Genomic DNA, 26,729 nt, shown 5'->3' on the forward strand with positions numbered 1-26,729 from the left:
GACGTCGAAAGAGCTGCGAGGTCGACGGGCTCGAAATCGAGCGCAGCGTGGACGGCAGTCGCCCGACACGCTCAACGGCTCGCGTCGGGCCAGCATCTACGATCGGGGGCGTCGCGTCCTCTTCGAATCGTGATCGATGCCTGCTCTGGGCCGTCGATCATCCTCCGCAGCGGGCGTCGGCCGGCGGGGTTCGGAGGTCGACCAGGTAGTCGATGGCGATGCGGTCGACGCAGTCGTTCTGTCCGAACAGGGAGATGCCGTGCTGGTCGCCCTCCACGGTCAGCAGGCTCGCGTCGAGTGCGCGGGCGAGGCTGACCCCGCCCTCGTACGGCGTCGCCGTGTCACCGGTGACCGAGACGACGAGGGTGGGCGGCACGTCGACCTCACCGGTCAGCCACCGCTCGGGGCGGTCCGGCTGCGCCGGCCAGGCCTCGCACTCGTGATGCGCCTCGGTGACGGGACGGCCCGGGTCGATCATCGGGGCCGCGGCATGGATCTCCCGGAGCATGTCGGTCTGTTCGGCAGGCGTCCGTCGCGGGTTGTCCATGCACCGGATGGCGAGCAGGCTGTCCAGGTCGAGGGCGTAGCGACCGTCGGCCTGGCGTCCGAGCAGCAGGTCGTTGAGCTGCAGCAGTATGTCACCGCGCCCGGCTGCGGCGCCGCGGAGACCCTCGATCACCATCGGCCGCAGCCGGTCGGCACGCAGACCGGCCAGCACCCCGGTCACCGCCGCGTCGTAGGACAGCGCACGCCCGTCGGTCGTCGGCAACGGCTCGTCGATCAGGGGGCGCACGATGCCCTGGAACGTTTCGGTCACCCGGGCCGGATCGGTACCCAGCGGACAGTCCGCTCCCTCGGCGCACTCCGCGGCCAGCGCCTCCAGCGACTGCTGGGCCGCCGCGTACTGGTTGATCGACAACCGGGCGGGCGAGGCCTCGGGGTCGACGCCGCCGTCGAGCACCATGGCCCGCACGCGCTCGGGGAACGACTCGGCGTAGACCGCGCCGAGCTCGGAACCGTAGCTGTAGCCGAGGTAGGACAGCGTCTCCTCACCGAGCACGGCGCGCAGCACGTCCATGTCCTGGACGGTGTTGGTGGTGCTCACGCTGGTCAGAGCCGCAACACCGCCGGTGGCCTCCACACAGCGCCACGCCACCTCCTCCGCCGCCGCCGCGTCGGGCACGCGAGGAGCGGGCACCATCGCACCGTTCACGGCCAGCCCGGCGTCCTGCTCGGCATCGGTGTAGCAGTCCGCCTGCGGGGTGGACGCGCCGACGCCACGGGGGTCGAAACCGATCACGTCGAACCGGTCACCGACTCCGAGGTCGTCCCACTTCGGTGCCGCGATGGCGACCATGTTCATCCCCGACCCGCCGGGACCGCCCGGGTTCACCAGCAGCGTTCCGATCCGCTCGCCCTGCGCTATCGCTCGCAGCAGCGCGATCTGTCCGCGCGGTCCGTCCGGGTCCGCGTAGTCCAGCGGGACGTCGACGCGGGCGCAGTCGAACCGCTTGTCGGCGAACAGCGCCTCGTCGGTCGACGTCGTCGCGTACGGCGCGCACGGTTCGAACACGATCTGCTGGTCGTAGAACGGAGCCAGTTCCGGCGCGGGCGCGGCACTCGCGGGCTCCGGGGCCGCCACGGGCTGCACCGGAGCAGCGCAGGCGCCGACGGCCAGCAGTAACACCCCAGCCGACACCGCGCATGCTGCACGTCGACCGGATGGACGGTGTCGCAGCCGGTACGCGAACGGACTGGACGCACGTATGCCTCTCATGGCGGCGACGCTAGGAAAGAGCGCAGGTGGAGCGGCTCGGCCTGGTGGTGGAGACGTGGGTGGACATCGGTCTTCTCCACCCACGTCTCCACCCCCGGGCCGTACCGCTCCACCTGCGCTCGTTCCTAGCGTCGGGGGTATGGAAACGACTCTGGCCTCCCAGGCCGACGACCTGCACACGATCGTGACGTTCCTGCTGGTCCGGGGGCTGATCATCGCCGCGGTGGTGGTCGGGCTCATCGCCCTGCTGATCATCGTGTTCCTGCTGGTGCGGCGGGCCGGCCGCCTGCGAAAGGCGAAGCAGATGGTCCGGCCCATCGCCCGGGCGATGGGCAGGCGCACCGGCGCGGTGGGTGCGGTGAGCCGGTATGCCGACCGCTACCTCGACGAGGATGCCCGCGACGCCCGCGACCGCCGGCGTTGATCGCCGTGCCCCGGGCGCCGGCGGTCACGGCATACTGACGCGCGTGCCGGCGACGACCTCCGACCTGGGCCGGGTCTGGGCCTGGCTCGTGGCGGGTGACCCCGAGTACGGGTGGATAGGGCGGCTGCTCGGCACGGCCGTCGTCCTCGTCATGCTCATGACCTCCGAGGTGCCACCGGAGGCGGGTTGGGCCTGGGTGCCGCTCGGTGCAGCGACGGCGTGCTGGCTGTTCTTCGTGGTGGCCGATGCTCGGGTCCGCGGCTGGCCCGCCGTAGCGCTGACCGCCGGCGCGGCCGCTGCGGCCACCGCCGGGTTCGCCACCGCCGGGTTCACCCCGGTCGACGCCTCCGGCCTGGCCATCGCCTTCACCTGCCTGGTCATGCTGATCGTGCACCCCGCCGTACGACCACTGGCTGCGGTCGCGATCACCGTCGTGGTCAGCGCGCTGCTGATCGCAGCGACGCTCCTCCCGACGACGATGCCGGCGCCCGGTGACGGCCCGCAACGGGCCACGGTGATCGTCGCCACCACCGCCATCGTCCTCCTGTCTGGCCTGCTGCGCCGCACCCATCAGCGGCGTGCGGCCGAGACGGCGGCGCTGCTCGAACAGACCCGTGCCGCTCAGGACGAACGGGCGCGCGCGGCGGCTCTGGAGGAACGCACCCGCATCGCCCGGGAGTTGCACGACGTGCTCGCTCACAGCCTGGGTGCTCTGGGCATCCAGCTGGAGGTCGCCGAAGCCCTGCTGGCCGAACACGGCGACCGCGACGCGGCGCTGGAACGGGTGTCCCGCTCCCGGCGCCTGGCCGCCGACGGGCTAGTGGAAGCGCGGGCCGCGGTCGCCGCCCTGCGCCGCGACGCCCTCCCGCTACCCGACGCCCTCACCGAGCTGGCCGTCGAGCACGCCCGTGATCGCCTGGGCGACCCGCCCGAGGTCGACGTCGTCGGCCGTCCACGACCGATCCGCGCCGCGGTGGAGGTGGCGCTGGCCGGCACCGTCCGTGAAGCCTTCGTCAACGCCGCTCGCCATGCCCCCGGCGCCGAGCTGAGCGTCGTTCTGACGTTCCGCCCCGGCGACGTGAGCGTGACCGTCCACAACGGAAGCTCGACCGCGTCACCGATGAGGAGCAGCGCCCCCGGACACGGCCTGACCGGGATGCGGGAGCGGCTGGCGCTCGTCGGCGGACACCTCACCGCCGGCCCCGACGGACCGGGTTGGACGGTCGTCGCAGAGGTGCCGGACGCATGAGCCCCGTCATCCGGGTCATCGTCGCCGACGATCAGGCCGTGGTCCGAGAAGGTCTCGTGGCACTGCTCGAACTGACCGAGGACATCACCGTCACCGGGTCGGCCGCACACGGCGGCGAGGTACTCGAACTGCTGGACCGGGTCGCGTGCGACGTCGTCCTCATGGATCTGCGCATGCCCGTGCTGGACGGGATCGCAGCCACCGCGCGCATCACCACGGAGCATCCGGACGTGGCGGTGCTGGTGCTCACCACCTACGCCGACCTCGAGTCGGTCACGAGCGCACTCGCCGCGGGGGCCCGGGGCTACCTGACCAAGGACAGCGGCCGTGCCGCGATCGCCGCAGCCATCCGCTCCGCCACCTCCGGCCAGTCCACCTTCGACGCCGCCGTGTCCCGTCGTCTGGTCTCCGCGCTCGCCGCCGACCCTCCGACCCGCGCCGCGGACCCGACCCAGGACGGACTGACCGCACGCGAGCAGCAGGTGCTCGGGTACATCGGCGACGGCCTGGCGAACGCCGAGATCGCGGCACTTCTGGTCGTCTCTCCGGCCACGGTGAAGACACACATCAACAACGCGTTCGCGAAGATCGGTGCGACCACCCGGACCGAGGCGGCGCGATACGCCTTCCGGGCCGGGCTCTCCACGCCCTGACGGCCGTGGAATCGACGGTTGCGCTTGGCTCGCGTTCAGGGGCGCAAGGCCAGGTTCTGCCCTAGGGAGGATCCGGCTCCAAGCCGTCCGCTGGATCAACGGCTGAGCCAAGCCCTGATCGCCCTGGTCACGAGCGGGTCGTCCAACCGGTCCCTACTGCGCTGCGGAGCCCTCGCACTCAAAACCGGAAGAGCCGGTTTGATGGAGGCGTCAAGTCAACCGAAGCAAGGAACGATGGCCGCACCACGGAAGTGCCCGATGAGCTGCGCGAACGCGCGATCAGGATTCCGTCTGCGGTGGCGCGGCCTCGTTCAGGGCACGTAGGCCGTTGAGGGCTCGCGGGTAGCCGATGAACGGCACCAGCTGGGTCAGTACGCTCAGCAGCATCGCGCGATCGTTGCCGACGTTGAGGTTGCCCGCCACATGGCCCTTGACCTGTGGCTCGCAGCCACCGAGCGAGACGAGCATCGCGAACGTCAACAGCTCACGGGTCGGCAGATCGATCCCGGACCGCCCGATGTGGTCGCCGAAGCCGTTCCCTGTCATGTAACGCTGGATGTGCCGCTCGTCGCCGGGTGCGCCGGCGTACATCCGGTCGACCGCGTCGTCGCCGAGCACTCGCTTCTGGACCTCGAGACCCCGCTCCATGCGGTCGGCGGGCGAGCTGGTCGACTGCGACGGCAGGGGCAGGTCGATATCTCGTTCGGTGAGCAGACCGTTTGTCGAGTGCAGGAAGTCGAACACTCTCGCCATCCCAGCGTACGGGACGGCTTGGTAGACGATCTCCTTCAGCTCGACCGGCGAGACACCCGCGGTAAGCGCGGCCCCGGCCATCACCCGGAACTCCGACAGCGCCCCACAGGCGATCATCGAGGCGAGCTGGACCATCAGCCGCCGTCGTGGGTCGAGACTCCCGTGCTCGAGTATCTCGTCGAACGCGAAGTTCACGAACACCTCGACCAGCTCCGGGTCGGTCCGGGCGAGCGTCGAGACATGGCGGGGAAACAGCTCGTCGTGGTTGCGGCGGGCTCGGTCGTTCGGTGGCATCTACAATCCTTCGAGATGTGGCGGGGTATCGAGCGCATGCGTCGACGGAGCGGTCCGGGCGTAGGCATCGTCCAGCGCGCTACACCGAGTCTGTGACCACACCGCAGGGCAATGGATCCCGATCCGTGCTGGGCGCGGAGGGCACTGACTGCCGTCTTGCGCTGGACCAGCCGTCGCCCGACGACGAGGTCACTGCGTTGGGGAGTCCACATCGGTCTGGTCGCGGCTGGCGGCCCAGCTGGCCAGGATCTCCAACCCGTCGGCCGACGGGGACTGCGGCTCGGCGCCGTAGACGAACAGGGTTAGATCCTGGTCGCCGCGCAGCTCGGCCACCTCGTAGGTCAGGTCGAGGTCACCGAGCACCGAGTGGTGCAGCCGTTTGAGGCCGGTGTCGTGGTAGCGGACGTCGTGCTCGGCCCACCGCTTGCGGAACACGTCGCTGCGGGTCGACAGTTCGCCGACGAGGTCGGACAGGTCCCGGTCGTCGGGGTGCTTTCCGGCCTCGGTGTGCAGGATCGCCACGGCATCCGAGGCGATCCGATCCCAGTCCCGGTAGAACTCCCGCGCCCGGCCGTCGAGGAACGTGAACCGCGCCGAGTTGACCGGCCGGACGTCGGTGTCGAACATCGGGGCGTAGAGCGCCCGACCCAGTGGGTTGACCGCGAGGACGTCGGTCCGCCCGTTGTGGACGAACGCCGGGACGCCGACCATCGCGTCCACCATGCGCTGCACGCCGGGACGAATCTGGTTCTGCGACCGGCGTCGACGCGGCCGGGCCGGCGTGGATCCGGCGCGGGCCAGGTCGAACAGGTGGGTGCGTTCCGGTTCGTCGAGCTGCAGAGCACGTGCGATTGCCTCGAGGACACCGTCGGACACGCCGCGCAGGTTCCCGCGTTCAATGCGGGTGTAGTAGTCGACGCCGACCCCGGCGAGTATCGCGACCTCCTCTCGGCGCAGGCCTGGGACCCGCCGGCTACCGGCATGCGGCAGCCCCACCTGCTCGGGAGTGATCCGCGCCCGGCGCGACGCCAGGAACTCACGGATCTCGGAACGCTGGTCCATGACGACCACGGTAGTTCGGCTCACACTCAAGTGGGGTGGGTCTGCTGGTACCCGGCTCGGTGGGGACTGCCACCTGTGCGCACGGCCGCGAACGCTTCCAGAGCAGCTGCCGGCACGGCGGTACTGCAGTATTAGCGGCCGAACAGAGACTTCAACTGCTCGGGTACGCGCTCACCCTGGACTTGGTTCGCGGCCGCATCGATGCGTTGCAGGTCGCCAGACGTCAATTCGACATCGAGCGCTCCCACATTCTCCTCCAGGCGATGAATTTTGGTCGTGCCGGGGATCGGTACGAACCACGACTGCTGCGCCAACACCCAGGCGAGAGCGATCTGGGCTGGTGTGCTTCCCTTGTCGTCGGCAATCTGCCGCAGCAGGTCAACCAGTGTTTGATTGGCCTGCCGTGCTTCGGGAGTGAAGCGCGGCAGCATGCGGCGGAGGTCGTTGTCGGCCAGCGATGTTCGGGAGTCGATGGTGCCGGTCAGATAGCCCTTGCCAAGCGGACTGTACGGCACTAGACCGATGCCCAGCCTCTCCAAGGTCGGAATGATCTCGGCGTCGAGGTCTCGCGTCCAGAGCGAGTATTCACTTTGCGGCGCCGTCACAGGCTGCACGCCGTGGGCGCGGCTAATCGTCGCCGCACCGGCCTCCGATAAACCGAAGTGCTTGACCTTACCTTCGCTGATCAGCTCCTTGACCGTGCCTGCTACCTCTTCAATGGGCACCTCGGGATCGACGCGGTGTTGGTAAAGAAGGTCAATGTAATTCGTTTGCAGACGCCGGAGCGAGGCCTCGGTCACCCGACGGATCTGCGCGGGTCGGCTATCGAGCCCTGACGTCGGGGTCGGCCCGTGCTCTCCGTGCCTGAGACCGAACTTGGTGGCGATCACCACCTGGTCGCGGACCGGCGCCAGCGCCTGACCGACCAGCTCTTCGTTTGTAAAAGGGCCGTAGACTTCGGCGGTGTCGAAGAAGGTCACGCCGCGGTCAACCGCAGCCTGCAGCAGCCTCGTCATCTCGGCTGGGTCCGGGGGCGGACCGTAGAAGAAGCTCATGCCCATGCAACCGAGTCCCAGCGCTGAGACTTCTAGGTGCTGCCCAAGTTTGCGTTTCTGCATTGGAGAATGCTCCTTCGATACATGCCGTCTGGGCCATTGCAGCCGGAACTGGTTACAGCAGGTTATGTTCGCTTTGTGGCCGGCGGGGAGGCCCTCCTGGGACAGGTACTGTCGATGCCACCCTGGTCCGGCGGGCTGGGCGCATAATGTCAACAGTGCGTTGGAACTGACCCCCTTATCGTTAGCCCTGGCTCTTCATGAGAGGTCCGGCGTATCGGGGTCTGGGCAGACGAAAGTGCCCCGCTACCATGGCAAACTGGGATTGCTGAAGTCTCAGATCTGCCGGGTAGAGGAGCACTTTCGAGGTGCAGTGGGGGTGGGGTTCTCCGGTCAGCGCGGTGAGGGCCGCAGCGATCTCCTCGACATCGGCCCGGAAGTAGGTCGTGGTGGTTCCGGCGCTGTTGCCGCGATCGTTGTGGCCGGCGTAGGCGCGGGCGACGGCGTAGCCGAAGTTGCGTTCGACCCAGTTCAGGGTGGTGTGGCGCAGCCAGTGCGTGCTGACGCCTTGGGCGGTGACCCAGGGGAGATGGTTGCCGAGTCGGGCCCAGATGTAGTCGTAGCGGCGGCGGGTGACCGGCTGTCCGGATCGGTACCGCAGCAGCGCGCCTCCTGGTGTCGCGGCCGCGCCGCGTTCCTTGGCGTGGGCGAGCAGCTGGCCCATCAGCGTGGGCGAGACCGGCTGCGATCGGGTGGTGTCGCCCTTCTCCCGAAGCTGGATCAGGCACTGGTCAGGGTCGAGGTCGATCGGGCGCAGCGCGAGTGCGCCGCCGCGGCGGCGGGCGGTCTCGATGTCCAGCCGCAGAATTAGCGCGTCGAGGGCCGGATCGTCACCGGTGGTGGCGGCGATCTGGACGATCTCCGCGAGGCGGGTGTCGGCGACGGCGCGGCGGGTCGATGGTGGTCGGCGCGGCTTGTCGACCTTCTTGGCCGGATTCTGGGCGGCGGTGATCAGGCCGTCTTCCTGGGCGCGTCGCTAAGAGACAGCGCAATGCTGAGACCAGGTGTTCGGTGGCGCTGCGGCCGCCGCGTCCGCTGCGGCGGACCACCAGTTCGGACTGCATCTCGACCAGGAACTGGCGGATCTCCGAGGCCGTGGGTTCGTCGATTCGCCGCTCGCCCCAGTGTTTGTTGATCCGGTTCCAGTAGCTGCTGTAGGCGCGGCGGGTGCCGGGGCGTGCTCCGGCAGCGACGATCGGGATGTAGTCGTGGAAGGTTGGTGTTGTCGGTTGGGGACCGGTGTGTCGAGGAGGTCTTCGGCCCTCAGCCCGAGGCGTGTCAGCAGGATCCGGGCGGCGTCTACCTCGGCGGTGCTTGGGCTCTGCCGGTCGGACATACCGCTACTCATCGGTCACTGCCCTTCGAGGCCGAGCGCCCGTAAGCCAGTAGCTGGTCAAGTGCTGAGGGTGGGTAGACGACGAGCGTCTGCGGTGTGGGATCGGCGGCCAGCAGTACTCGATCGCCGGTCCGGAGGCCGAGCCGGTGCCGGATTGTGGCGGGTAGCCAGAGGAACCGGTGGTTCTTCACCGCCAATGTGCCGTCGGGCGTCGCGCTGAGCGTGAGGTGGGTGTGGGCGGCCTCGAGGTGCAGCCGGGTGCCGGGTGCCCAGCCCAGCGCGGCGACCGCCGCGCGGTCGGCGATCCGCCCGCCGCCGTCAAGGGCGGACATCCCGTAGACGGTGTTCGTCGCGCGCGACCGGGAGCTCGGGAAGCGAGAGCCCGCGGCGAGGTGCGGCCGTCGCTCCGAGCGAATGGGCTGGTCGGCCGTCCGGTGGTGGTGGACGCCTCGTCGAGAGCAGGGGGGTGTGATGACAGCGTTGGTCACGACGACCACCGCCGGCGCGTAGCTGCCGCGTCCGCGTGTTCAAGCGGCTTCTGACACAGGTACGGGAGGTGTCGCAGGCATGCAATGTTTGAGTGTCCGAGGGGGGACTTGCGCACTAACCACACGCGTCCTGCTCAGCTGACCAATACCGAGCGGCGGGGCTGTTGCCTCCGGTGAGGTTCGACCGGCCAGCGCTGGCGTCTCTCGCGGGGGCGGCGAACCGTGGCCAAGCTGATCTTGAGCCGCCGCTCGTACGTTTCAACCACGCAGCGCGCCCGAGGCTGCCACTGACGTGTCAGGCAGGATGCGCCCGCACCCACACGCGATGCGCAATCCGCCCCGTCCACGTGTAGGTGCAAGATGAGTGCGCCAGGTCACTTGGCCTGCTGTGCCTGTGTGGAGCTTTGGGAGGGAGGGGCGTCGGCGCTACAGCCGATGCTGCAAGAATGGCGTCAATCTACTACCGCATAACGGGCTTTCCTGGGCCGTTGCCGAATGGACTCACGAGTCCATATGGCGATTATCATGAAGTGTCCACCGCTCGACTTGTATGGGCTGCCTCTACAATTGGTAGCACTCCTTTTGGGCCACGCCCCCATCGTGCGCCAGTCCTCGAGTTGCAATGGCGTGCCGCGATGATGCGCGCATCAATCCAGCGGAACGCTAAGGGGTACTTCCGCTCGGATGGATATGCCCGGCTAGACCCATCGGAGAAAGGTGCGCTGAGCTTCTTTCTTGGTCAGGCGCAGGCAAAGGTCTTTGCTCATGACTTCTTCCGGGTTGCTCGATTCGTTCATTACGATGCTTATCTGGCTCATGCCGGACGGCCGCGTCGGAAAACGCGGCCGGACTTCATCGGCTTTTACGGGCGACAGGTCGCCATCGGCGTTGAGGCCAAGGGTAGATCTGGCAGCTTCGCGCAGAACCTGGTTACGCGCGCCAAGCGGCAGGCCGGCAGTCTGCCCGTGATCGCTGGCCATCCAGCGTCAGCGACGTACGTGCATGTTGCTTACTTTGACGGCGATGAGTGGTGTGCCTACCTGGAGGATCCGCCTTCGGCCCGTCAAGGGCAGTTGGTAGATCCGGCGACATTGACCCTTGTGTATTACCTGCCGATCGTCGACTCGATAAGGGCGCGTCGGGCCGAGCTAGTGCGTCTTGTAGACGATGACGTCATGTATCTGCGAGCTTACTTCTCGGAGACAGACATATATGTTGCGGTGCGCAATGATATTGCGGAGCGGGTGTCAGTAAACAGTTTGGTTACTGCAGATGCCAGCAGGGCGGTCCCCGGTGAAGCAGAAGCTGCCACGCTATACGACCTTGTACTTTCCTTGGACGCCGAGTACTCGGACCTGCAGTCGCAGCCAGAGCGAGAGAGCGCGCACTTCTTCCTCGGTGATGATGGCGTGGCGGTCGAGCTCGGCTCCAGTTGGGCTGACTGGGCGGAAGCCGGTATGCGCTGACGCTTTGAAGACCATCGTTGCGATCTGGGCCGCGCCGGTCGCGTGGACGACGGGGATGAAGTTCAGGATCGACGGTGGTACGCCGATACCGAGCCCTCCGGCTGCGCCGCGTCCTGCTAGACGACGGAGCGAACGACGTCAACCGTGCAATGTCCCAATGCCGGCGGCTGAGTTCGCCACGGACGACGGTGTCCCTGGCGGACCGGGTCCAACTCAGACGACCTGTCAGGTGCAAAGGGTCTCGTACAGGTGCTTGCGTTGGCGCGATCGGGTGTGGTCGGCTTGTCCGTAGCGACGGACATGGGGGGCTTGTGGATCCGGTGACGCTGGTAGTGACTGCCGTGGCGTTGGGTGCCTCGGCAGGATTGACGGAGACTGCATCGAGTGCGATCAAGGACGCTTACGCTGGCCTGAAAAGGCTTTTGAGTCACCGGCAGGTCGACCTGTCCGGCATCGAGAGGCGTCCGAACTCCACGGCACAGCGGGACGCGTTGCGCGAGACGCTGGCTGACACGAATATCGTCGACCAGGAATTACTCGACGCTGCCGAACTGATGACCGATGCCGTTGCTGCCTACCGCCCTGACGCGGCGGACGTTGTTGGGGTTGACCTTAAGGATGTACGGACAGAGTTCATCCGGGTGCGGAGCATCTCCTCGAGCGGTTCCGGTTTCCGCGGAGCCAATTTGACCGTGGACGGGGGAGTCGACATTGGGGACGTGCGAGCGGGTCACCTGGAGGGGGACGCGGACCCTCCGGAGCGGTAGGCCAGCCCACACCTACCGCGATCCCCACGGGCATGCGAGTCCTCAGCGATGCGCCGTCGACCGAGCGCGAAGCGGTGGTCGCGCTGGCAGGGTCCACAGTTGGCCGTGACGTCAACGTCCACCTGTACACCGAATCGGCGCGTCGGGCCGTCGAGCATTGGCGGGTGCGCCGTGCGCTGCGGGCCCTAGATCAGCGGTATGAGGAACAGGTTGCTGCGTGGTTCGTCAAACCCAAGGGCTGGGACCGCGCCAATTCGATTCTGCAGCAGCGGCGAATAGTGCTGGTGACGGCTGCGTCGGGATCGGGCCGACGCACGGCGGCGGTCCGCCTGCTGAGCACCGACGACCGTGGCGGCGGTCCGATTCACGAACTGCCGGTCCATCAGGAGGGTCTCGACGAGCGCGTTCTCGATCGGGACGACGTCATGGAGAACGACCGCTTGCTCCTGGATCTCTCTTCGGCCGGTGACGACATCTTTGATACGGTCAGCAGCAAGCTCGCCGGGTTCTGGGGCACGGCGCGCGAGCGGCACGCAGTTCTCGTGGTCGTCCTTCCCGAACAGAACGTGCGCGATCTCGACTCCGAGTTCGCCGACCTGCTGGTCCCCCTGGGACGTCCGGACGGCACATCGGTATTCGAGGGCCATCTTACGTCGTACGGGATCGAGCCTGTGCGCCACGAGCTCCGCCGGTCCGGGCTGGTCCAGGTGGTCGACCACGGCAGCATGCAGGACATCGCGCACCTAGCGTTACTCGTCCGGCAGGCACAGGACCGATCGCGCCGCGAGACGGGTTTCGCGGCGTTGCTCGATCAGGCTCTCGCCGCACACGCCGACCGAGCGGACGATGCTGCGGCACAGGTCGCTGGCCAATCCGGTCGGGGCCGGGCGCTGATGTTGGCGTCGGCCCTCCTCGAGGGGTCCTTCGCCGACACGGTGTTCGAGGCGGATCGTCTCCTGGTCCGGCTGCTGAACCTGCACGAGGAGCAGAATCACGAGTTCGAGCAACCGGACCTGCGCAGCCGACTGGGAGAGATCGGGGTCGATATCGGACGCGACGGCCGGGTCCGATTCCAGACGTTCAACTACGCCGAGGCGGTGTATCGGCATTTCTGGAAGCACTTCCCAGGTCTGCGGGACCGCTTCCGGGATTGGGTTGTGGAGTGCGGGCGCGCCCTGCCGTCCGTCGACGGCGACGACGTCATCGTCGAGCGATACCTCGATGTCTGCCTCAAGGTGAACCGCTCGGCGGACGTCCTCACCGCGGTAGAAGCATGGACATCCTGGGCGCCGCCCCGAGCAGCTCTTGCGTTGAGCGCTCTCGAACGCGGGTTAATCGACTCCCGCGAGGGGTGGAGGTTCCGCCGACGGTGCTATGAGTGGTCAATAAACTCCGGTCTTCCCGTACCGCTGGCCCAGGTGGTGATCGCCGCATGCGTCGACGTGATCGCCCCGAACTATCCGCAGCAGGCGCTCGTGCGTTTGCACCACCTCAGCCGGCACCACGACGAAGAGGTCGGAACGATTGCGCAGTCCGAGCTCCTCCGACTCGGCAGCGACCGCCAAATCCTCCGTCGACTATTGGCCAGATTGGTCAACCCGAAGCGCTCGAACTTACACGAATCGCACGACCGCGGCCTCTTCCTAGCCGTGGCCGACCCCGAACGACTGCTTACGAGGAGCAGCAGCGGACGTCCGCTACTCGCCGAGGTGGGCGTTCGGAGCGCCCTCGTGCGTGGCTGGGCTGTCGTGCTTAGCCATGGCACCAAGGCCGAATACGAAGGGTATGTGCGGCAGTGGTTCGAGGTTGCCACGGGCCGGCAGGTGGACGACGGTCTGGACGTCCTGGTAGAGGCTTGTCGAGCCGACTTCGGGGCGTTGGCGACCCTGGCCTCGGCTGCCTATCGATGGCTGGAGGACACAGGCGGACTGGAGGCGGAGGCACGGCGCCGCACAGTTCGAGGACTCCTTCGTGCCATTGACGACTCCCTGGAGACGGTTGCTTCCGAAGATGACTGGTTTGGCGAGGGACAATCATGAACGAGAAGAACAATCTATCCATCGTGCTCTGCGGCGCCGCGATTGTGATCACGCTTCTCGTCGGATTCTCCACCGGGTGGAGCTTGGTCACGCTGCTGGTTGGCGTCGTGCTGGCAGGCACTCTCCTTGCACTGCGGTTCCTCATGCATCCCAAAACGGGCCCAGAGCCACCTGTTGTGAGGCCGCACGTCCCCGACCTTCCGCTGGACCAGCGGAAGGTCGGGCCCATATCGCTCGAGACCGCGACTCCAGAGTTCCGTGTGCTCTTCTCGGGCACGGTGCGGTGGCATCCAAGTTGCCGAGCCGAGCCGGCTCGCTCCGTGTCGGTTGGTTCGCCGCTTCAACCCCGTGCGATGCCCTCACCAGTCTTGGCGACAACGGCGCTGCGCGGCCCAGACGAGCCAGCAACGACAGCCGTGTCGCCTCCGGCTGTGGAAAGCACTTCCGGCAAGGCCACGCCCCAACAGGATCCGGTTGGACAGACGCCAGCCGGATATCTCAGGGGCGAACGCAACGGCGGCACCGAGCGAGCGTGGCATGCCGACCTTGGGGTCCTCGCGACGGCGGCCGCAGTTGAACGAGCCGCCGAGATCGTGCGCGGTTCGTCGGCTGCGGACAGCGACATGACAGCACAGCAGCTGGCCAAGGACCTGGTATGGGCACGGCCGGATTCAACCGGGATGGTGCGCTGGTGTGTACAGGACGTCGAACTCAAGCTGGCTGATCCGGGTGATGCCGAGCGGCTGCGCACATGGTCACGTATCCGTAAGCAGGTGCACGAATGGGAGCAGAAGCGCGAGCACGAGAAGAGCGTCCGCAAGTACCTCGGCAACGATGCCTTAACGACCGGCGGCACAGCGCTCGTCTGGTGGCTTGCGCGCCACCTCGACGACGACCAGGCCGTCTCTGCTGCTGTCCGCCTGATCAATGACCTTTCCATGCTCAGCAGGGTGGCCCAGGATCGCTTGGAACCCGGTTGGGTCGAGTCAGCGTTCGTGGTCTCTCCGCCGGCGCCTCTCGATTTCGATGGCGATGGTGTTGACCGCCTGGATCTCGTCGTCGCGACCGGTGAGCTGCTGGAGCGCCTGTTCCCCGATTCAGACGACCAGCGCATGATGTTCGCTCGGAGCCTCGCATCGATCGCCGAGCGAAGTGGGCAGTCGGACTATGCGACGCGCGTGCGCGCCCTGTTCGGAGTGCCGGACCTCGACGGCAATCCGCCTGAGCCCCCTGGTGAGGAGCCGCAGGACGGCTGATTGAACGAGTCGCCGGTGGCGGATTGGGCACAGCGAGGTGGAGTAGGCCGAGTTGAATTGCGGTACGCCGCTCCTAGCGGGTGCGCAGGCGTTTGTGAAGCAACTGCTTCGCGGTGTAGAGCTGCCGGGGAAGGGGTGGCGGACGGAAGGCCTTCCAAACTGGCCGCACCAGGGACGAGTAGAGGGGTAAGTGTCTCTCGTACGTCTTGCGTCATCCTAGTTTGCAGCAGGGCCACGAGATCGTCTGCATCCGAGAGTATCGTTGAATGCCCAGACTCGATCGCCTTATCTTGTCGTCGCCGTGCACGATTGCATTACGGGACTGCTCGATGCGGTCGAACTTCGCTCGCGCTCGTGCTTTAGGCCCGATCGGTTCCACGACGTCCTTGGACGTGCGCAACGGGCGTGTCGGTCAATGCCGCCAGCATCACGGTGGCTCGATGGGACTTTCGAAGTGGCTTAGGTCGTGCTGCCAGTGTTGTCCTCCCCCACGTGCGAGCGAACCACTACACCGACTCGGAACCGGCTCTCGCCGATGACGCCGAGCAGCAACTCGAGTAGGTCCGCGCGCAATAGCAGGTCGGCCCCATCGATGGCGGGGAAGACCGGGTGGTAGCTGCCATCATGGACGAGGTGGCCACGCCATAGACGGCCCACCACGGCAGGGCCGTGTTGATCGCTGAGGCTGAAGCCGCAGACGCCCGACGTCGGTTCGAGTCCAAGCGTCACGATGAGGGGAAGTGCGGGGACTAGCAAGAACTGTGGCTCACCGAGACCGGTGGCCCCGAGACGGCTTTCGCCAAGAGCGGCAACCGCCCAGCTGTTGGTCTTCAGGACTGCAGCCGCCCGCTCTGCGTTTGTAGTTGCGTCGATGTGCTGCCACGGCACGGTCCAGACCTGCCACGGTATCGACATGAACGGGAGCGATCCTTCCGGACGTTCCCTGTCGGCTATCTCAAGCCCAACCCCTATAAGTATGGAGCGGTTGGGCCGCTCGGGGTAGCGGTGTCGAGGCGTCCTCTGCCGCTCGATCAGTCCGATCTGTACCCAGCCGACGTGGGGGCCAGCCTCAACGCGGGCTAGCGCCGCGGCGCCGCCCGGCAGGCCGCGCAGGTTGACGGTCGCATCGAGGCCCGGCGGCGGCCACAAGGTGTCGTTGCGGGGATCGCTGGCCCACGGGGCGGGTGTGATTGACCACTGCAGGGGTTGGGGCCGGGTCAGCGGCCGGGGGACTCGGGCGAGTTCGGCGCGGATTGCGAGTCGGGGATCGTCGCCCAGTCTGCGGGCGGCGTCGCGCTCGAAGGATTGGGCGTCGCCAATATGCCCGTTCTGCGCCATTGCCATCCGAATCCCCGCTGCGGCGTGCTGCAGGGCGTCTTCGGCGGCCGCTTCATAGGCGAGGTACGCGTCGGGGATCGCTGTGCTGCTTGGATGCCGAAGTTGACTAAGCTGACCTCGAATGAGCTGCTCGTATTCGCCTGTCTCCAGTACTCCTGCGGCGAGGGCAATGACGGCCTGCCGAAGCCCAGGCAGATTGCCAGCGAAGTTGAGCCGGTCCCCGAGGAGCCCGTCTACGAGGTGGGCGGCCTGTGTCTTCCCATTGTCGCTCATGCCGGTCCCTCTCTGGGGGTGTCAGCCAGGGCAAGCCGAAGGGCTGGATGAGCTGCCGTGGCGGGAGGGGTGGGGATGGGGCGGCCCGCGTTCGCCAGGATGTCAGCGGCCAGTGCCCGTACGGAGAGCGGATCGCTCCGGGCCAGAAGTGTCAGCTGCGTGGCGAGGTCATCGGCTAGCTCTCCGTCTCGGGTGCCCTCCCGCACCACGGTCAGCAGCCAGGTAAGAGGACCGGCGCCGAGGTCGGCGGTGAGGACGTGCGAGATCGCGGCCTGCGCCTCCGTCGGCCGGGCAGCGAGGAGGGCGGTGGCGGCGACAAGGGCACGGCGACGATCGTCGCGGGCTGGCATGGCGAGGGTCGCCAGGGCGAGGCGGGTCAGTCCGATGTCTGTGCTCGACCGTGAGGGGGAAGCGATCGTCGGCTCATACGTCTCGGTGTTGTCGTAGGGAGTGCTGCCCGGGAGCCGCTGCTCGATGACCTCGAAGGCGATGTCCCAACAGGAAAAGGCGCTGTGCAGGTGAGAGTCGGCTGGATGGGGGGACTGGGCGGCGAACGCTGCGACCAGTGCCTCGGTGACGCCGCGGGTCCCGTACTGCCTGCCTCCGATGGTCGTGGCGACCTGGTCAGCGAGGATGCGGGTCGCTATGTCGGCGTCGAGCGCGACGGCACTCTGCCAGAGGTCGGGGCGATCGCGGCCAGCGAAGGTGAGCCAGCCGCCGCCGCGGATCTTGGTAAAGGCCAGGGTGTATGCCGCGCTGGCGAGGCGGATGAGCGTCTGCGGGGCGTCATCGCGTCGGAGGTCAATGCCTGTGGCGAGGTCAGCGAGCACGGCGGTGTCGCTGAGACCGTTGAATTCCTCGACGACGCGGTGGAGGAGACCGGTCGCTGCATCGGCGCCATCCTCGGTGGCAACCTGGAGAAGCCGCCAGCCGATGGCGTTGGTGAGTGCATCGGCGGCCCAACGGGGAGAGGCAGGATCGTCGTTGTAGGGCTTACTCGCATGATCCCGGATTGCGGGGACTACGCCAGCGGCGCCATCTGGCAGTTCTGGCCGCTGGTTGGCATGCAGCACCTGTGCGAGCGTGGGCTGGCTGCGGGAGTTCCAGCGGGAGGCGTGCTCGGCCCCCGGCTTCGACGGGCGGGGAGGCGCGCCGTCTCCGCCGAGCCGATGTGCGGCATCGCGAAGGGCTCGGTCTGGCTCGGGGCCTTCGGCATTTGACGCGTACATCAGTGGCTGGTCGTCGTAGGTGGCGCTGATCGCGTTCGCCAGGACGGGGAGAACACCGACTGACCGTGCCGGGTCATCACCGGATAGTTTGGCGAGCCGGTCCAGCAACGCGATGTCGCCGTCGAGGCTGCGGCCGCCGGGGCCAGCGGTGACTCGCAGTGCGGCCAGGATGATGGGGTCTGCCTCGGCGGCCTGGTTGCGAAGCAGCTGGTTATGGGCGGCGTCGGCGCGCGCGTCTTCAAGGCCGGCCTCGGCGAGCAGCACCGAGGCAGCTAGGTCTGCGGCTGCCAGGGGGTCGAGGTCCGCCAGATGACGCCACCAGTCAACGGGCGTCTGTGAGGTGCCGCGCCCGTCCGTGTGCTGCCTGACGAGGTAGGTCAGGCGGCGGATGCGAGCTAGCCTGGCGCGCGCCTCTGAGGGGTTGACGGCGGCGAGGTTGGGCAGCGGGTCGAGTAGCTCATAGATGGTGGCGTCTTTGTGGCTCCCGTAGCAGGCCATGTAGCGCGCGGCTCGTTGCCAGCACCGGAGCGCTTCACCGCGGTCGCCTGCGGTCACACTGATTCGGGCCATTTCGAGTTCGAAGGCGGCGAGCTGTGGGTAGGGCGTGCCTCGCTGGACCTCGGTGTGCCGCAGCTGATCTGTGAGCCGGTGGAGGACGGGGGCGCAGGTCCGGCCCATCGTGCGGCTGAGCAACGCGAGCAGGTCGGTGGTGATAAGCGGACCCGCGGGCGGCGTGCCCAGGTTCGACGTCGTGGTCGTGCCATCGCTGATCGCGGCCAACGAGGCGAGGGCAGGCTCCAAGTCGGCTTCAGCCAAGAGAGCGACGGCCTCCTGAAGAACCTGATGCACCTGACCGTGGATGGGCCACAGGTCGGAGGCGCGCGGGCGGCCCGTGAACGGTTGCGCTGCCTCAGCAAGCCGATCGAGGGCGACCCGCACGGCCGTAGACGCCGCATCTGGGAGGATCGCGCCGGCTTCCACGTCGCGTCGGAGGCCGACGGTCGTGACAACGAAGCGCAGCCATGCGCGGTAGAACCCGGCACCCTCTAGCTCGGGGAGCAGGCGCATGGGCGAATACGGGTCTACTTCTCGAGCAAGCGTGATCTGTGCCAGCCATCGTCGGACTACGTCGGGCCGGTCGACGCCGCTCTCACGCAGCACCTCGGCCGTGGTCTCGCGCAGCGTCGTGTCAATGTCAGAGCCGAGGACCGTGTCCGCGACGTCGGAGGCAGGAACGCCGTATCGCAGCATCCGAAGAGGATCTGTGGTAGGCGATGCCTTCCACGCTTCGGCGGCAAGTGTGTGGGGAGATGGGAGATCGTGCCGTCCGGCGGCTGAGAGGTCGGCAAGGTGGAGGAGGACCTCGGCGCGTCGCGTCGGCGGGCCGACAAGCCGGGCGCCATCCAGCAGCGGTGCTGCGCCCAGCCCGTCGACTAGGACGTCTAGTAGGCGAGGGAGCGGCGGCATGCTGTCCCTTGTGAGGTGGTCTGCGAGGCGTCTGGCCATCTCCTCAGTCGTGCTCTCGTTGACCTTGTCGGTCTCTTGCTCGTTGGCCCGTCGGTTGGGCAGCCGTAGGCGGCCCCGCTGCACGGCCAGGTAGAGATCGTGATCTTGGTCGAGACCGTACTCGACGTTGTCTCGGCCGCGGGCCTCTTCCCAGGCGGTGAGGTACGTGTCCCAGGGGGCGGCAGCGCCAGCTACGTCGACCGCGGCGCAAAGCTGTAGGCCCCACCGCGCGGGGACGGTCGGGAGCCCGTCGTACAGCAAGCTCGCGGCCACAGCATCGGCGCCGAGGAGAGCGACGAGCACGTCGGCGTAGTCGACGATCGTGTTAGGGATCCCCTCGGCCTCATAGGTGTCGGCGGCACTGCGGAGCTGGGCCAGGCGGACCAGGCCAGGCCAGTCGCGGTGGGCCGCGTGGCGCCGCGCCGCGAGGTTGAGGACATGTGAAATGGCCGTCGGCGGCTGCAGTCCGGCGATCGCCTGGGATAGGAAGTCAGGCCCGATTAGGGTGGCCAGGTCGTCGTGGCGGTCAAGCGCGATGAGCAGCTCGGGAAGATGGCGAAACGCCCGAGCATCGGTAAAGAACCCGCGCTGTACTAGCCAAGCGGCCGCCGCATCGCGGACCGTGGTCAGCCATAACCCGTCGCCGATATCACGGCGGACGAAGCGGCTGAAGCTCTCGTGGTGGATCTTCAGTCCGCCGATGCCGGGCTGCTGTGTGACGATCGGCGCCACAGTGCTGAGTGCAGCCGGAAGCGTTGGCGCGGCGACGGGGAAGATCTCGCGTAGCTCGTCGGCGGAGACAGCGAAGTCGCAGACTGCGAGCAAGCCCACCGCGAACCGCTGCTCGGCGGTCAGCCCGCGGAGCAGGTAGGTGTAGTAGGCATCAAGGTCTTCGGCAGATGCCGGGACGTCGCGGACCCGGTCGAGCGGATCAGCGGTCGGCACTTGCGCCGTCTCGCCGTCGAGGGCCGGAGAACAGCCGACGGCTTGACGGCATAGGTACGTCGCGTATAGGGCGTTGCCGCGGGAGCGTTCGTGGATGAGGCTCACGGCCTCATCGACCCTTTTCGCCTCGGCGCGGTCGGCCGTGCCAGGGAACGCGGCAAAGACGCCTACTCGCTCTGCGAGATCGCGGACCTCTGGGTGGCTCATGGGCGGCACCGTCTCGACTGCGGCGGTCTGCAGAGCTTGCAAATGATCACCGGGCTGGCTTCCGAGCAATAGTGCAACGCCGGGTGGCAACTTCAGGGCCGCGAGTTCATTGACGAGAACGCTGGCGGCGTCCACCGGACGCCCGAAGGCGGCGCCCTCGGTGCGTCCGAGGACGCGGGCGACATGGTCCAAACCGTCGACGATGAGCACGATCGGCAAGTCTTGGCGGACACGTCGAACCTCTGCGACGGCCAGCTGAAGGTTCTCGGCTGTGGCCGCAAAGCGAGGACGCAGGCCGGCGATGGCCTCGGGAGCCGCTGTCTCCAGTTGCCTTAGCAGGCTCCCGATGACCACCTCAGTCAGGACCCGGCGGTCCCGCTGCGAGTCGGCGGTGCCGAGCCAGCAGTGGTGCCGTGCGACGATCCAGTCACGGCGTAGCCGGTCGGCGAGCTGCTCGCACAGCCAGGACTTCCCGATGCCGGGCCCGCCGGACAGCACGACCACCGCCCCTCTCTCCGCCGAGGCGGCCACCGTCGTGGCCACGCGGTCAAGCACCGCTGGTCGGGTGATTTCCACGCTCCGGTCGACTGGGTGGCCCTCAAAGGCCGCGCCGAAGTCGACCGCCAGGTCGAGCCGGGGTAGAAGCTTCGAGGCGGTTACCGTTCCGCTTAGGCTGCGGGCGGCCTTCGCTGCCTCGATGAGCGCGAGCGCCACATCCTCCGGGGCGCGATGCCGGTTCGGCGGGCGGCCGGCGCCCAGTTCGTCCGCGACTCGGCGGAGCAATGCCTGCTCGGCTGGCCCCGGGCTGCGTATGTCGAGCGAGCAGGCTGGCGTACCTACATCGACGACGAGCACCTCGCAGGCGCGACGGAGTGCGTCGTCCTCGATCTCGGCCAGCGAGGACCGCCAGGGGGCCGTGGCGCGCAGCCTAGCCGCATCGAACCGCATGCGACTGCTGCTCAGCCCCTGCAACACCGGCCCCGGGTCGCGCCCGGGGTCGACCGGGACAAGCACAGTGGCCAGATCCGCTTGGTTTGGCGGCATGTCGCGCAGCACGAGTCTGTAGGACGTGTCGGTGTGATCACGTAGATCCTCGTTGATGGAGATGAGGACCTTGTCCAGCCGCAGTCCGCGGCGATCAGCCGTGAAGCTGTCGAGGGTCAGCTCCCGCTCATCAGCGGTGTGCTTGATCTGCAGACGCTCTCGACTCCCGCTTCGCCACGTAGACGTGAGGTCGTCGAACAGATCCCCCTTGAACAGCTTCGTGTCGACGACCACCGTCGTCGCACGCCCCAGAACAACATCGACCAGACGGATAGCTGTGAGCAGGTCCTGGTAGCCGTAGCCGAGGTGTGTCGGCCGCAGGCCCCTCGCCCACCTCCGTCGCCGATCAGCCAACCGGACACCAACGGCCCACCGAGCGCTGGCAGGCTAGCAGCGAGCACCAAGACCAGCTGCAGTCCCTCATGGGTCGACTCGCGGTCGCGTTCGTAAGGGATGCCGTACACCTCAAATTTGCGGTACATGCATCCCATATAGGAACGGGCCAGGCGCAACCCTGATCTCTCGCCGTCGTATTGGAAGAAATTGTCGTCAAAGGCGAAACACTTGATCATACTGTCCAGCTTCTTAGGCGGCATGCACATAGTGGCCCAGACTGGATCGTTCGAAGGTCGCTGAGATCCGCTTACTTACCTGGTAATGGCTACTTGTGTCGTACCACACGGACAGGTCAATGCGACACCTCCGCGACGGACCCAGTCGTGGCAGGACAAACAACGGGTGCCGCGGTAAAGCGCAAGCGCTCCGCGGGCAAGCTGTTCCACATCATGCCATGAGATGCTCTCCGCCCATTCATTGTAGTGGGCCCCAAGTAGATTCCTGATCGAAAGTCGCAGATCCACTTTCTTGGCATGTTCAATGAGGGTCGTTTTGCGAAGGACTTTGAAGATCCCCGGCCACAGGTCCCCGAGTGCGTAGCGGTCGCCCTGCACACGTTCCACGGAAATGCGGAGTCGCCAACTTAACTCGTGGCACACCTGCTCGAGAAGTAGGCCCGCCGTACCGGCTGTCACTCGGGCATCACCGCGGGCGAGTGCGTCCTCCATCGAATCGGAAACCGACCACCCGGAGCTGCCGAGGATTATGCCCCCCTCAAAAGACCATCGAGAAATTATGCGCTCGATGTATGGACGACCGTGTGACCCATATAGTGCCTTGACTTGTGCAAGCCAACCGCGATCATGTCCGGTGATAATTAGTTGCCATCCAGAAAATGCATCGAGGATGTAGTTCATAGCGCCGAGACGGATGCTCGAATCGACACTCTGTAGGGCGTCATCCAGTACTAGCACATTCGCTTGTCCAAGTTCGCCCGCTCTTTTTGTGACCGAGAGGAAGAAGAGGAGTGCGATGAGGTCGAGGTATCCCTCGCTGAATACTTGCTGTGGAAGTGCGCTAGAACCGTTGTTGAAATCAACGACGACATCGAGACTGACTGGACCCGACTTGCCGACAAGCACGCGGATTGCCCTGACATGCTCGGCGTTCGCAATGTCGGCAAAACTGCGGGTCAGGTCTGAAGAAATCTCGCGGAGCACTGGTTTGATACGTCCTAGTTGTGATTGATACGCCTTCGGGTTAAGCGTCTGAACGCCTCGTTGAACCGACTTCTTGATGGTTCCCATGCGAGTCTGAACGGTTCGAAGCTCGCTGATTGTGCCCCTTGCTTCATTCGGAAGAAGATCCCACTTCCTTCCCTCTTCATCTCCGTCTACCGTCAGAAGAAGCGAACCGACAAACTGGTTCAAATCATTCTTCTCGCGAAGCTCGAATCCATGTCCAGGGTATTGATGGTCAAGTTGTCTGGCCAGGTCGTCCCGCACAACCCGCAGCGTATACAACTCTTCGTTGAGGATTCGGATCTCCTCGTCGGGCCTCGCGCCTATCGAACTATCAGGCGATGGGAAATAGTCGAAGAAGACAGTTCCGCGGGACAGTGCGTCGGTGGCAAGGAATCTCAATATATCGGCACGGCGGATGACGACAGGGGCAATTCGGAAACCCGGGCGGACTGCAGATTCGGTCGGTACGTCGCGGCCCGCCTCGTTTTGAAACAGCGAGCGGGATGAAATCGAGCCATCTGAAAGGCTGACACTGGCGTGCGCTTCGGGGATCGTGAGGTTCCGGACGGCGGACCGCAGTGTGCTGTTGAAATCGGCTGATCTATCCACTCTGCCTTGCAGTGCGAACTCGATCCCGTCAATCAGTGTAGACTTTCCCACCCCGTTATCACCCCACAGTAAGGTATCAACGGGCCTCCCCTTCTTGGTGAAATCTAGGACGACCTTACTCGCAGCTCCTCGAAATCCGGATACTTCGATGCTCGTCAGCCTCAGGATTCTTTCGGACTGATCATACTCGGGCAGCATGTCGACTGGATGTGTCTCGTCTGCGTCAGCAATTCGCGAGAGCCTGGTAGCTACGTCAAGGTCGATCGATGCAGGTTCAGCGAGAGTGATTCGATCAGCAATCGGCGTGGCAATGGTGTGAGTAGCCACAACGATGTCGGAGACAAACGCATTCCATTCCTTTGCTGTCATTCCGGTTAGCGTGCCGACATCGCGCGGGCGTGGCGCCTTCGGTGCATCCCGAATGAACCGTTGCGTCCATCCGGGAATTGCCCCAACTCCGGCAAGAATTTCCTTCGCCATTGCCCGTGCTGACGAACGTGTGCTCGGCGATGAGTCAGAAGAAATTTTGAGTATGCTAATAAGAGCTAGCAGAACTCTGGAGTGCTGCCTCACTCCCTGATTTTCCGAGGCGAGCTCGATCTCGCGTATGACGATCTCGACGCCAACTTGGATCGCAGATCCGCGATCGGCCTTCCGTGCATACCCGTCACGAAGATTGTAGAGCAGACTGAGGTCCTGTTTTCCGAGTTGGAAAGCGATTCCACGCCCGCCAGCATGCGTCTGAATCGCGCGAGCAACTTCACGAATCGACTGATATATCTCTGAAAGTTCTAGCGACACGACGTGATCGTAGTGTGCGGCAGACACCGCGTCTGCGACCGGCGTCGCACTGTTGTGGCGGGCGCCCCGGCTCGTCCTGCTGGAAGTCGAGATGGACTGCACCTGTCACCGGAACGGCGACCGTTCCCCTTAATACCTGGGCTGACCACCTACTCGAGGACCTGGCCAGGACCGCCGGCTTCCTGATCTCGCCCGCCGTGAACAGGCCCCAACGAGGTCAACGCGCTCGACACCACAACTGCATGACTAAGCCCGCGTGAGGACCACCCGCGGCGCCCGGCTCACGCAGCGCCGAGCTGGCTACGGCGCTGAAGCGCACCCACAAGGTAGAGGGGCCGGGCCACCCGCGGATCGGCTTGGGTCGTTCCTCCGCCGTGCAAGGTTGGTGCCCTCAGCGCCTTCATCAGCCAGCGCCGCGACGACAGCTGGACAACCCGCGCTACACCGGCTTCGCGTTCTTCGGGCGGTGGAGCAGGAAGGAGATGCTGCTCGATCCCGACGATGTGGCAGCCGGTCACTTCACCCGATTCCGCCGGGCCGCGCCCGACCGCATCGTGCGCTCGCGTCACCCTGCACATCCGGCGATCGTGTCGGTGGAGGACTTCACGCAGGCTGCACTGCTCCGGCGATCCAAAGCGGCAGGGGACTCTAAACGGCTAACGCAATTCATAGCTCCGAATGAGATGCGGGCGTTCGTTCAGTAAGAATTCTAATCGAGCATCGTTCCATACCTCAATGCTCGGGCGCTCTCCGCGAGAATTGTGTCGCTCTATTTTGGCGATGGCATCGGATGTGAAGCGTCCGCTCGTAGCGAAAACTAGCACGTCAAAGGGTGGATCCTGCCAATGGTCAATACTTATGGTAGCTTGATATACGTCAACATCTCGAATTGGCCGACTGAGCCAGTGCTTGCATTGAATGGCAACTCTCTGTGAGCTGTGGCCGCTCAATGGGTCGCGCCTGAGGCGCGTCGCACTTACATCACGACCGTGGTCAGGCGCATTTGTGTGCATGAGCCAATCGACATTTTCGTAGCCTTCAGTCTCGACTACCAGTTGAAAGATGAGACGTTCGAATGATTCCGAATCGATATTCTCCCAGGCAAGTTCGAGCCCGGCTCGTCTAACAGGAAGATCCACTGGCGAATATGCCATTGGATCATCAAGCTGGAGCGCGCGCGAAAAAAGGATGTGAGACAGTGTGGATACTGGCATGCGGGAATCGCGCCGGTAAACGCTAATCTGCCAACCCTGTGCATATGCGCGATCGACATCTGCCGATATCCGGGTTATCGCACTATTGGCTGCCCGTTTCGCCGAAACTTTCTCCCTTGCCTGATAGGCTGCACTGTCTCTTGCTGCTCGCCAGATGAAATAGTAGACTTGACCGATTGAATACCACTTGAGAGCGCGGCGAAACACGTCATCCGTCTTTTGGCCTGGCGTGAAGTCGAGTCCATGCAACTGAAGCATATGAACCAAGTATGCTTTGCATTCCGACACGGCCAGGTCAAGCCAAAATTCGGAAAACTGATCGACCCAGCGATCCGGCCAACTCTCGCGAGAAACGATTGGAGCCAGGCTCTTCAGGTATGCATTCACGCGATTTTCAAGAGGGCCGGTTCCGGGTAGGTAATAGGAAACGAGTGTCGGGTAGTAGGCGTTCGTTAAAATGCAGTCATCTTCCCATGCAAAAGAGTCCAAAGGTGAGGACGGGTGCACTCGTACGAGCTGTTGATCAGCCAGAAGTTTCAGCAGTTCAAAGTCGTAGTCTACCGTCGGCGTTAGCCGATCAGCGCGATCGACGGTCGGGATGATAGTCCCGTCCGAGACCTCCTCGGCATCTTCTAGTAGGGCGGCTAAGGCGAGCGCTGTCGACAAGTCAAGGTCCTCAGCTCGAGGTGTAGACCCGTTAGCCTCCACTTCGAATTTGGTCAGGACTGCTGCTCTCTTTGAAGAATTTGCCCGCTCGCGTTCTTCCTGCTGCCGACGCTTCTCGGCGTCAATGCATGTTTGGCATCGACTAGGTGTGAAGCGAGCACTAGAAGTCCAGTCTGACCGAGACCTAAAGATGAACCCTCTGGCGCACGTGCTGCAACGCTGACTCGCGGAGCGAGCGAAACAAGCTTCGGCAACAGTCTTGCTGACTCGGTAAGCGGCCTGATCGAATCGTTCCGCTATCGCCTTGACGGTGTATGAGAATGAGCCATCTTCGTTGGTGGCCCAATACATGGAGCAGAGTTCGGCGAGGTGAGCATGGTCGGCGTTGACCTCGACCTCGAACTCTGGCACAAGACCTCCCGGCTACTCGTGGGACTGCCCTCGGACCGCCATCCGGCCATGCTGATCGAGATCCGTCCTGACCTCATAAAGCAGGCCTCCGCAGTGTCAGCGGTCGCATGAGTAGTGAGTCTAGCGCGTAGGGTGCATCATGCCCTAATGCGTGGCGGGGTGGGCGACGTCGTCATCGTCCTGCTGCCTCGCCGGCCGGGATCCATCGCCGCACACCTGTATCGCAA

The 26,729-nt window shown here is 65.5% G+C and carries 18 protein-coding genes; 8 read left to right on the forward strand and 10 right to left on the reverse strand.

What is annotated here, in order from left to right:
- Positions 1-157 precede the first annotated feature (157 nt).
- Positions 158-1,699, reverse strand: a complete 1,542-nt coding sequence (locus tag MMF94_RS05545) for an alpha/beta hydrolase (RefSeq protein ID WP_241035174.1) — start codon at positions 1,697-1,699, stop codon at positions 158-160.
- Positions 1,700-1,916: 217 nt separating this feature from the next.
- On the opposite strand from MMF94_RS05545, the gene MMF94_RS05550 reads away from it, so the two are divergent.
- The 3 genes from MMF94_RS05550 to MMF94_RS05560 are packed head-to-tail and all read left to right on the forward strand — an operon-like array spanning position 1,917 to position 4,103.
- A complete protein-coding gene (locus MMF94_RS05550) occupies positions 1,917-2,201 on the forward strand; it encodes a hypothetical protein (RefSeq protein ID WP_241035175.1) in 285 nt (94 codons plus the stop codon).
- A gap of 43 nt (positions 2,202-2,244) precedes the next feature.
- Positions 2,245-3,450 carry a sensor histidine kinase gene (locus MMF94_RS05555; RefSeq protein ID WP_241035176.1) on the forward strand — a complete coding sequence of 402 codons (1,206 nt, stop codon included), beginning with the start codon at positions 2,245-2,247 and terminating at the stop codon, positions 3,448-3,450.
- A complete protein-coding gene (locus MMF94_RS05560; protein WP_241035177.1) occupies positions 3,447-4,103 on the forward strand; it encodes a response regulator transcription factor in 657 nt (218 codons plus the stop codon). Before MMF94_RS05555 ends, MMF94_RS05560 begins: the two co-directional genes overlap by 4 nt.
- Before the next feature lie 279 nt (positions 4,104-4,382).
- Here MMF94_RS05560 and MMF94_RS05565 read toward each other — a convergent pair whose 3' ends face one another.
- From MMF94_RS05565 to MMF94_RS05585, 5 genes are all read right to left on the reverse strand, one after another.
- Positions 4,383-5,150, reverse strand: coding sequence for a carboxymuconolactone decarboxylase family protein (locus tag MMF94_RS05565; protein WP_241035178.1), 768 nt, complete (start codon positions 5,148-5,150; stop codon positions 4,383-4,385).
- A 189-nt stretch (positions 5,151-5,339) separates the two neighbouring features.
- Positions 5,340-6,212 (reverse strand): helix-turn-helix transcriptional regulator, encoded by an 873-nt coding sequence (locus MMF94_RS05570; protein WP_241035179.1) that lies wholly within the window; start codon positions 6,210-6,212, stop codon positions 5,340-5,342.
- 131 nt (positions 6,213-6,343) lie between these two features.
- The gene (locus tag MMF94_RS05575; RefSeq protein ID WP_241035180.1) at positions 6,344-7,330 is read right to left on the reverse strand and encodes an aldo/keto reductase; all 987 of its coding nucleotides are present in this window, start codon (positions 7,328-7,330) and stop codon (positions 6,344-6,346) included.
- Between the two features lie 181 nt (positions 7,331-7,511).
- A complete protein-coding gene (locus tag MMF94_RS43545) occupies positions 7,512-8,282 on the reverse strand; it encodes a tyrosine-type recombinase/integrase (RefSeq protein ID WP_338104169.1) in 771 nt (256 codons plus the stop codon).
- A 389-nt stretch (positions 8,283-8,671) separates the two neighbouring features.
- On the reverse strand, positions 8,672-8,995 hold the full coding sequence (locus MMF94_RS05585) for an AbrB/MazE/SpoVT family DNA-binding domain-containing protein (RefSeq protein ID WP_241035181.1): 324 nt from the start codon (positions 8,993-8,995) through the stop codon (positions 8,672-8,674).
- A 791-nt stretch (positions 8,996-9,786) separates the two neighbouring features.
- Between MMF94_RS05585 and MMF94_RS05590 the strand changes: the two genes are divergently transcribed.
- The 4 genes from MMF94_RS05590 to MMF94_RS05605 all read left to right on the forward strand — a co-directional run bounded on the left by MMF94_RS05590 (position 9,787) and on the right by MMF94_RS05605 (position 14,679).
- On the forward strand, positions 9,787-10,617 hold the full coding sequence (locus MMF94_RS05590; protein WP_241035182.1) for a hypothetical protein: 831 nt from the start codon (positions 9,787-9,789) through the stop codon (positions 10,615-10,617).
- A gap of 311 nt (positions 10,618-10,928) precedes the next feature.
- Positions 10,929-11,384 (forward strand): hypothetical protein, encoded by a 456-nt coding sequence (locus tag MMF94_RS05595; RefSeq protein ID WP_241035183.1) that lies wholly within the window; start codon positions 10,929-10,931, stop codon positions 11,382-11,384.
- Between the two features lie 32 nt (positions 11,385-11,416).
- On the forward strand, positions 11,417-13,423 hold the full coding sequence (locus MMF94_RS05600) for a hypothetical protein (protein ID WP_241035184.1): 2,007 nt from the start codon (positions 11,417-11,419) through the stop codon (positions 13,421-13,423).
- Complete coding sequence (locus tag MMF94_RS05605) at positions 13,420-14,679, forward strand: hypothetical protein (RefSeq protein ID WP_241035185.1); 1,260 nt, start codon at positions 13,420-13,422, stop codon at positions 14,677-14,679. Before MMF94_RS05600 ends, MMF94_RS05605 begins: the two co-directional genes overlap by 4 nt.
- 459 nt (positions 14,680-15,138) lie before the next feature.
- On the opposite strand, the gene MMF94_RS05610 is transcribed toward MMF94_RS05605, so the two are convergent.
- From MMF94_RS05610 to MMF94_RS05625, 4 genes are all read right to left on the reverse strand, one after another.
- Positions 15,139-16,290, reverse strand: coding sequence for a hypothetical protein (locus MMF94_RS05610; RefSeq protein WP_241035186.1), 1,152 nt, complete (start codon positions 16,288-16,290; stop codon positions 15,139-15,141).
- A complete protein-coding gene (locus MMF94_RS05615) occupies positions 16,287-21,455 on the reverse strand; it encodes an AAA family ATPase (RefSeq protein WP_241035187.1) in 5,169 nt (1,722 codons plus the stop codon). The genes MMF94_RS05610 and MMF94_RS05615 overlap by 4 nt, the downstream gene beginning before the upstream one ends.
- Positions 21,456-21,868: 413 nt before the next feature.
- Positions 21,869-24,211 (reverse strand): AAA family ATPase, encoded by a 2,343-nt coding sequence (locus tag MMF94_RS05620; protein ID WP_241035188.1) that lies wholly within the window; start codon positions 24,209-24,211, stop codon positions 21,869-21,871.
- Positions 24,212-24,867: 656 nt separating this feature from the next.
- On the reverse strand, positions 24,868-26,091 hold the full coding sequence (locus MMF94_RS05625; protein WP_241035189.1) for a restriction endonuclease: 1,224 nt from the start codon (positions 26,089-26,091) through the stop codon (positions 24,868-24,870).
- A gap of 375 nt (positions 26,092-26,466) precedes the next feature.
- Here MMF94_RS05625 and MMF94_RS05630 point away from each other — a divergent pair, with 375 nt between their 5' ends.
- Positions 26,467-26,613 (forward strand): hypothetical protein, encoded by a 147-nt coding sequence (locus MMF94_RS05630; protein ID WP_241035190.1) that lies wholly within the window; start codon positions 26,467-26,469, stop codon positions 26,611-26,613.
- The last annotated feature ends 116 nt before the right edge of the window (positions 26,614-26,729 follow it).

Origin of the sequence: Pseudonocardia alaniniphila, from assembly GCF_022524485.1 — a bacterium.
Classification (GTDB): domain Bacteria; phylum Actinomycetota; class Actinomycetes; order Mycobacteriales; family Pseudonocardiaceae; genus Pseudonocardia; species Pseudonocardia alaniniphila.

Bases quoted from the DNA above. Each gene is read 5' to 3' on its own strand.
- MMF94_RS05550 (WP_241035175.1), top strand. From the start codon at position 1,917: ATGGAAACGACTCTGGCCTCCCAGGCCGACGACCTGCACACGATCGTG.
- MMF94_RS05560 (WP_241035177.1), top strand. From the start codon at position 3,447: ATGAGCCCCGTCATCCGGGTCATCGTCGCCGACGATCAGGCCGTGGTC.
- MMF94_RS05565 (WP_241035178.1), bottom strand. From the start codon at position 5,150: ATGCCACCGAACGACCGAGCCCGCCGCAACCACGACGAGCTGTTTCCC.
- MMF94_RS05570 (WP_241035179.1), bottom strand. From the start codon at position 6,212: ATGGACCAGCGTTCCGAGATCCGTGAGTTCCTGGCGTCGCGCCGGGCG.
- MMF94_RS05575 (WP_241035180.1), bottom strand. From the start codon at position 7,330: ATGCAGAAACGCAAACTTGGGCAGCACCTAGAAGTCTCAGCGCTGGGA.
- MMF94_RS05585 (WP_241035181.1), bottom strand. From the start codon at position 8,995: ATGTCCGCCCTTGACGGCGGCGGGCGGATCGCCGACCGCGCGGCGGTC.
- MMF94_RS05590 (WP_241035182.1), top strand. From the start codon at position 9,787: ATGATGCGCGCATCAATCCAGCGGAACGCTAAGGGGTACTTCCGCTCG.
- MMF94_RS05600 (WP_241035184.1), top strand. From the start codon at position 11,417: ATGCGAGTCCTCAGCGATGCGCCGTCGACCGAGCGCGAAGCGGTGGTC.
- MMF94_RS05605 (WP_241035185.1), top strand. From the start codon at position 13,420: ATGAACGAGAAGAACAATCTATCCATCGTGCTCTGCGGCGCCGCGATT.
- MMF94_RS05610 (WP_241035186.1), bottom strand. From the start codon at position 16,290: ATGAGCGACAATGGGAAGACACAGGCCGCCCACCTCGTAGACGGGCTC.
- MMF94_RS05630 (WP_241035190.1), top strand. From the start codon at position 26,467: ATGGTCGGCGTTGACCTCGACCTCGAACTCTGGCACAAGACCTCCCGG.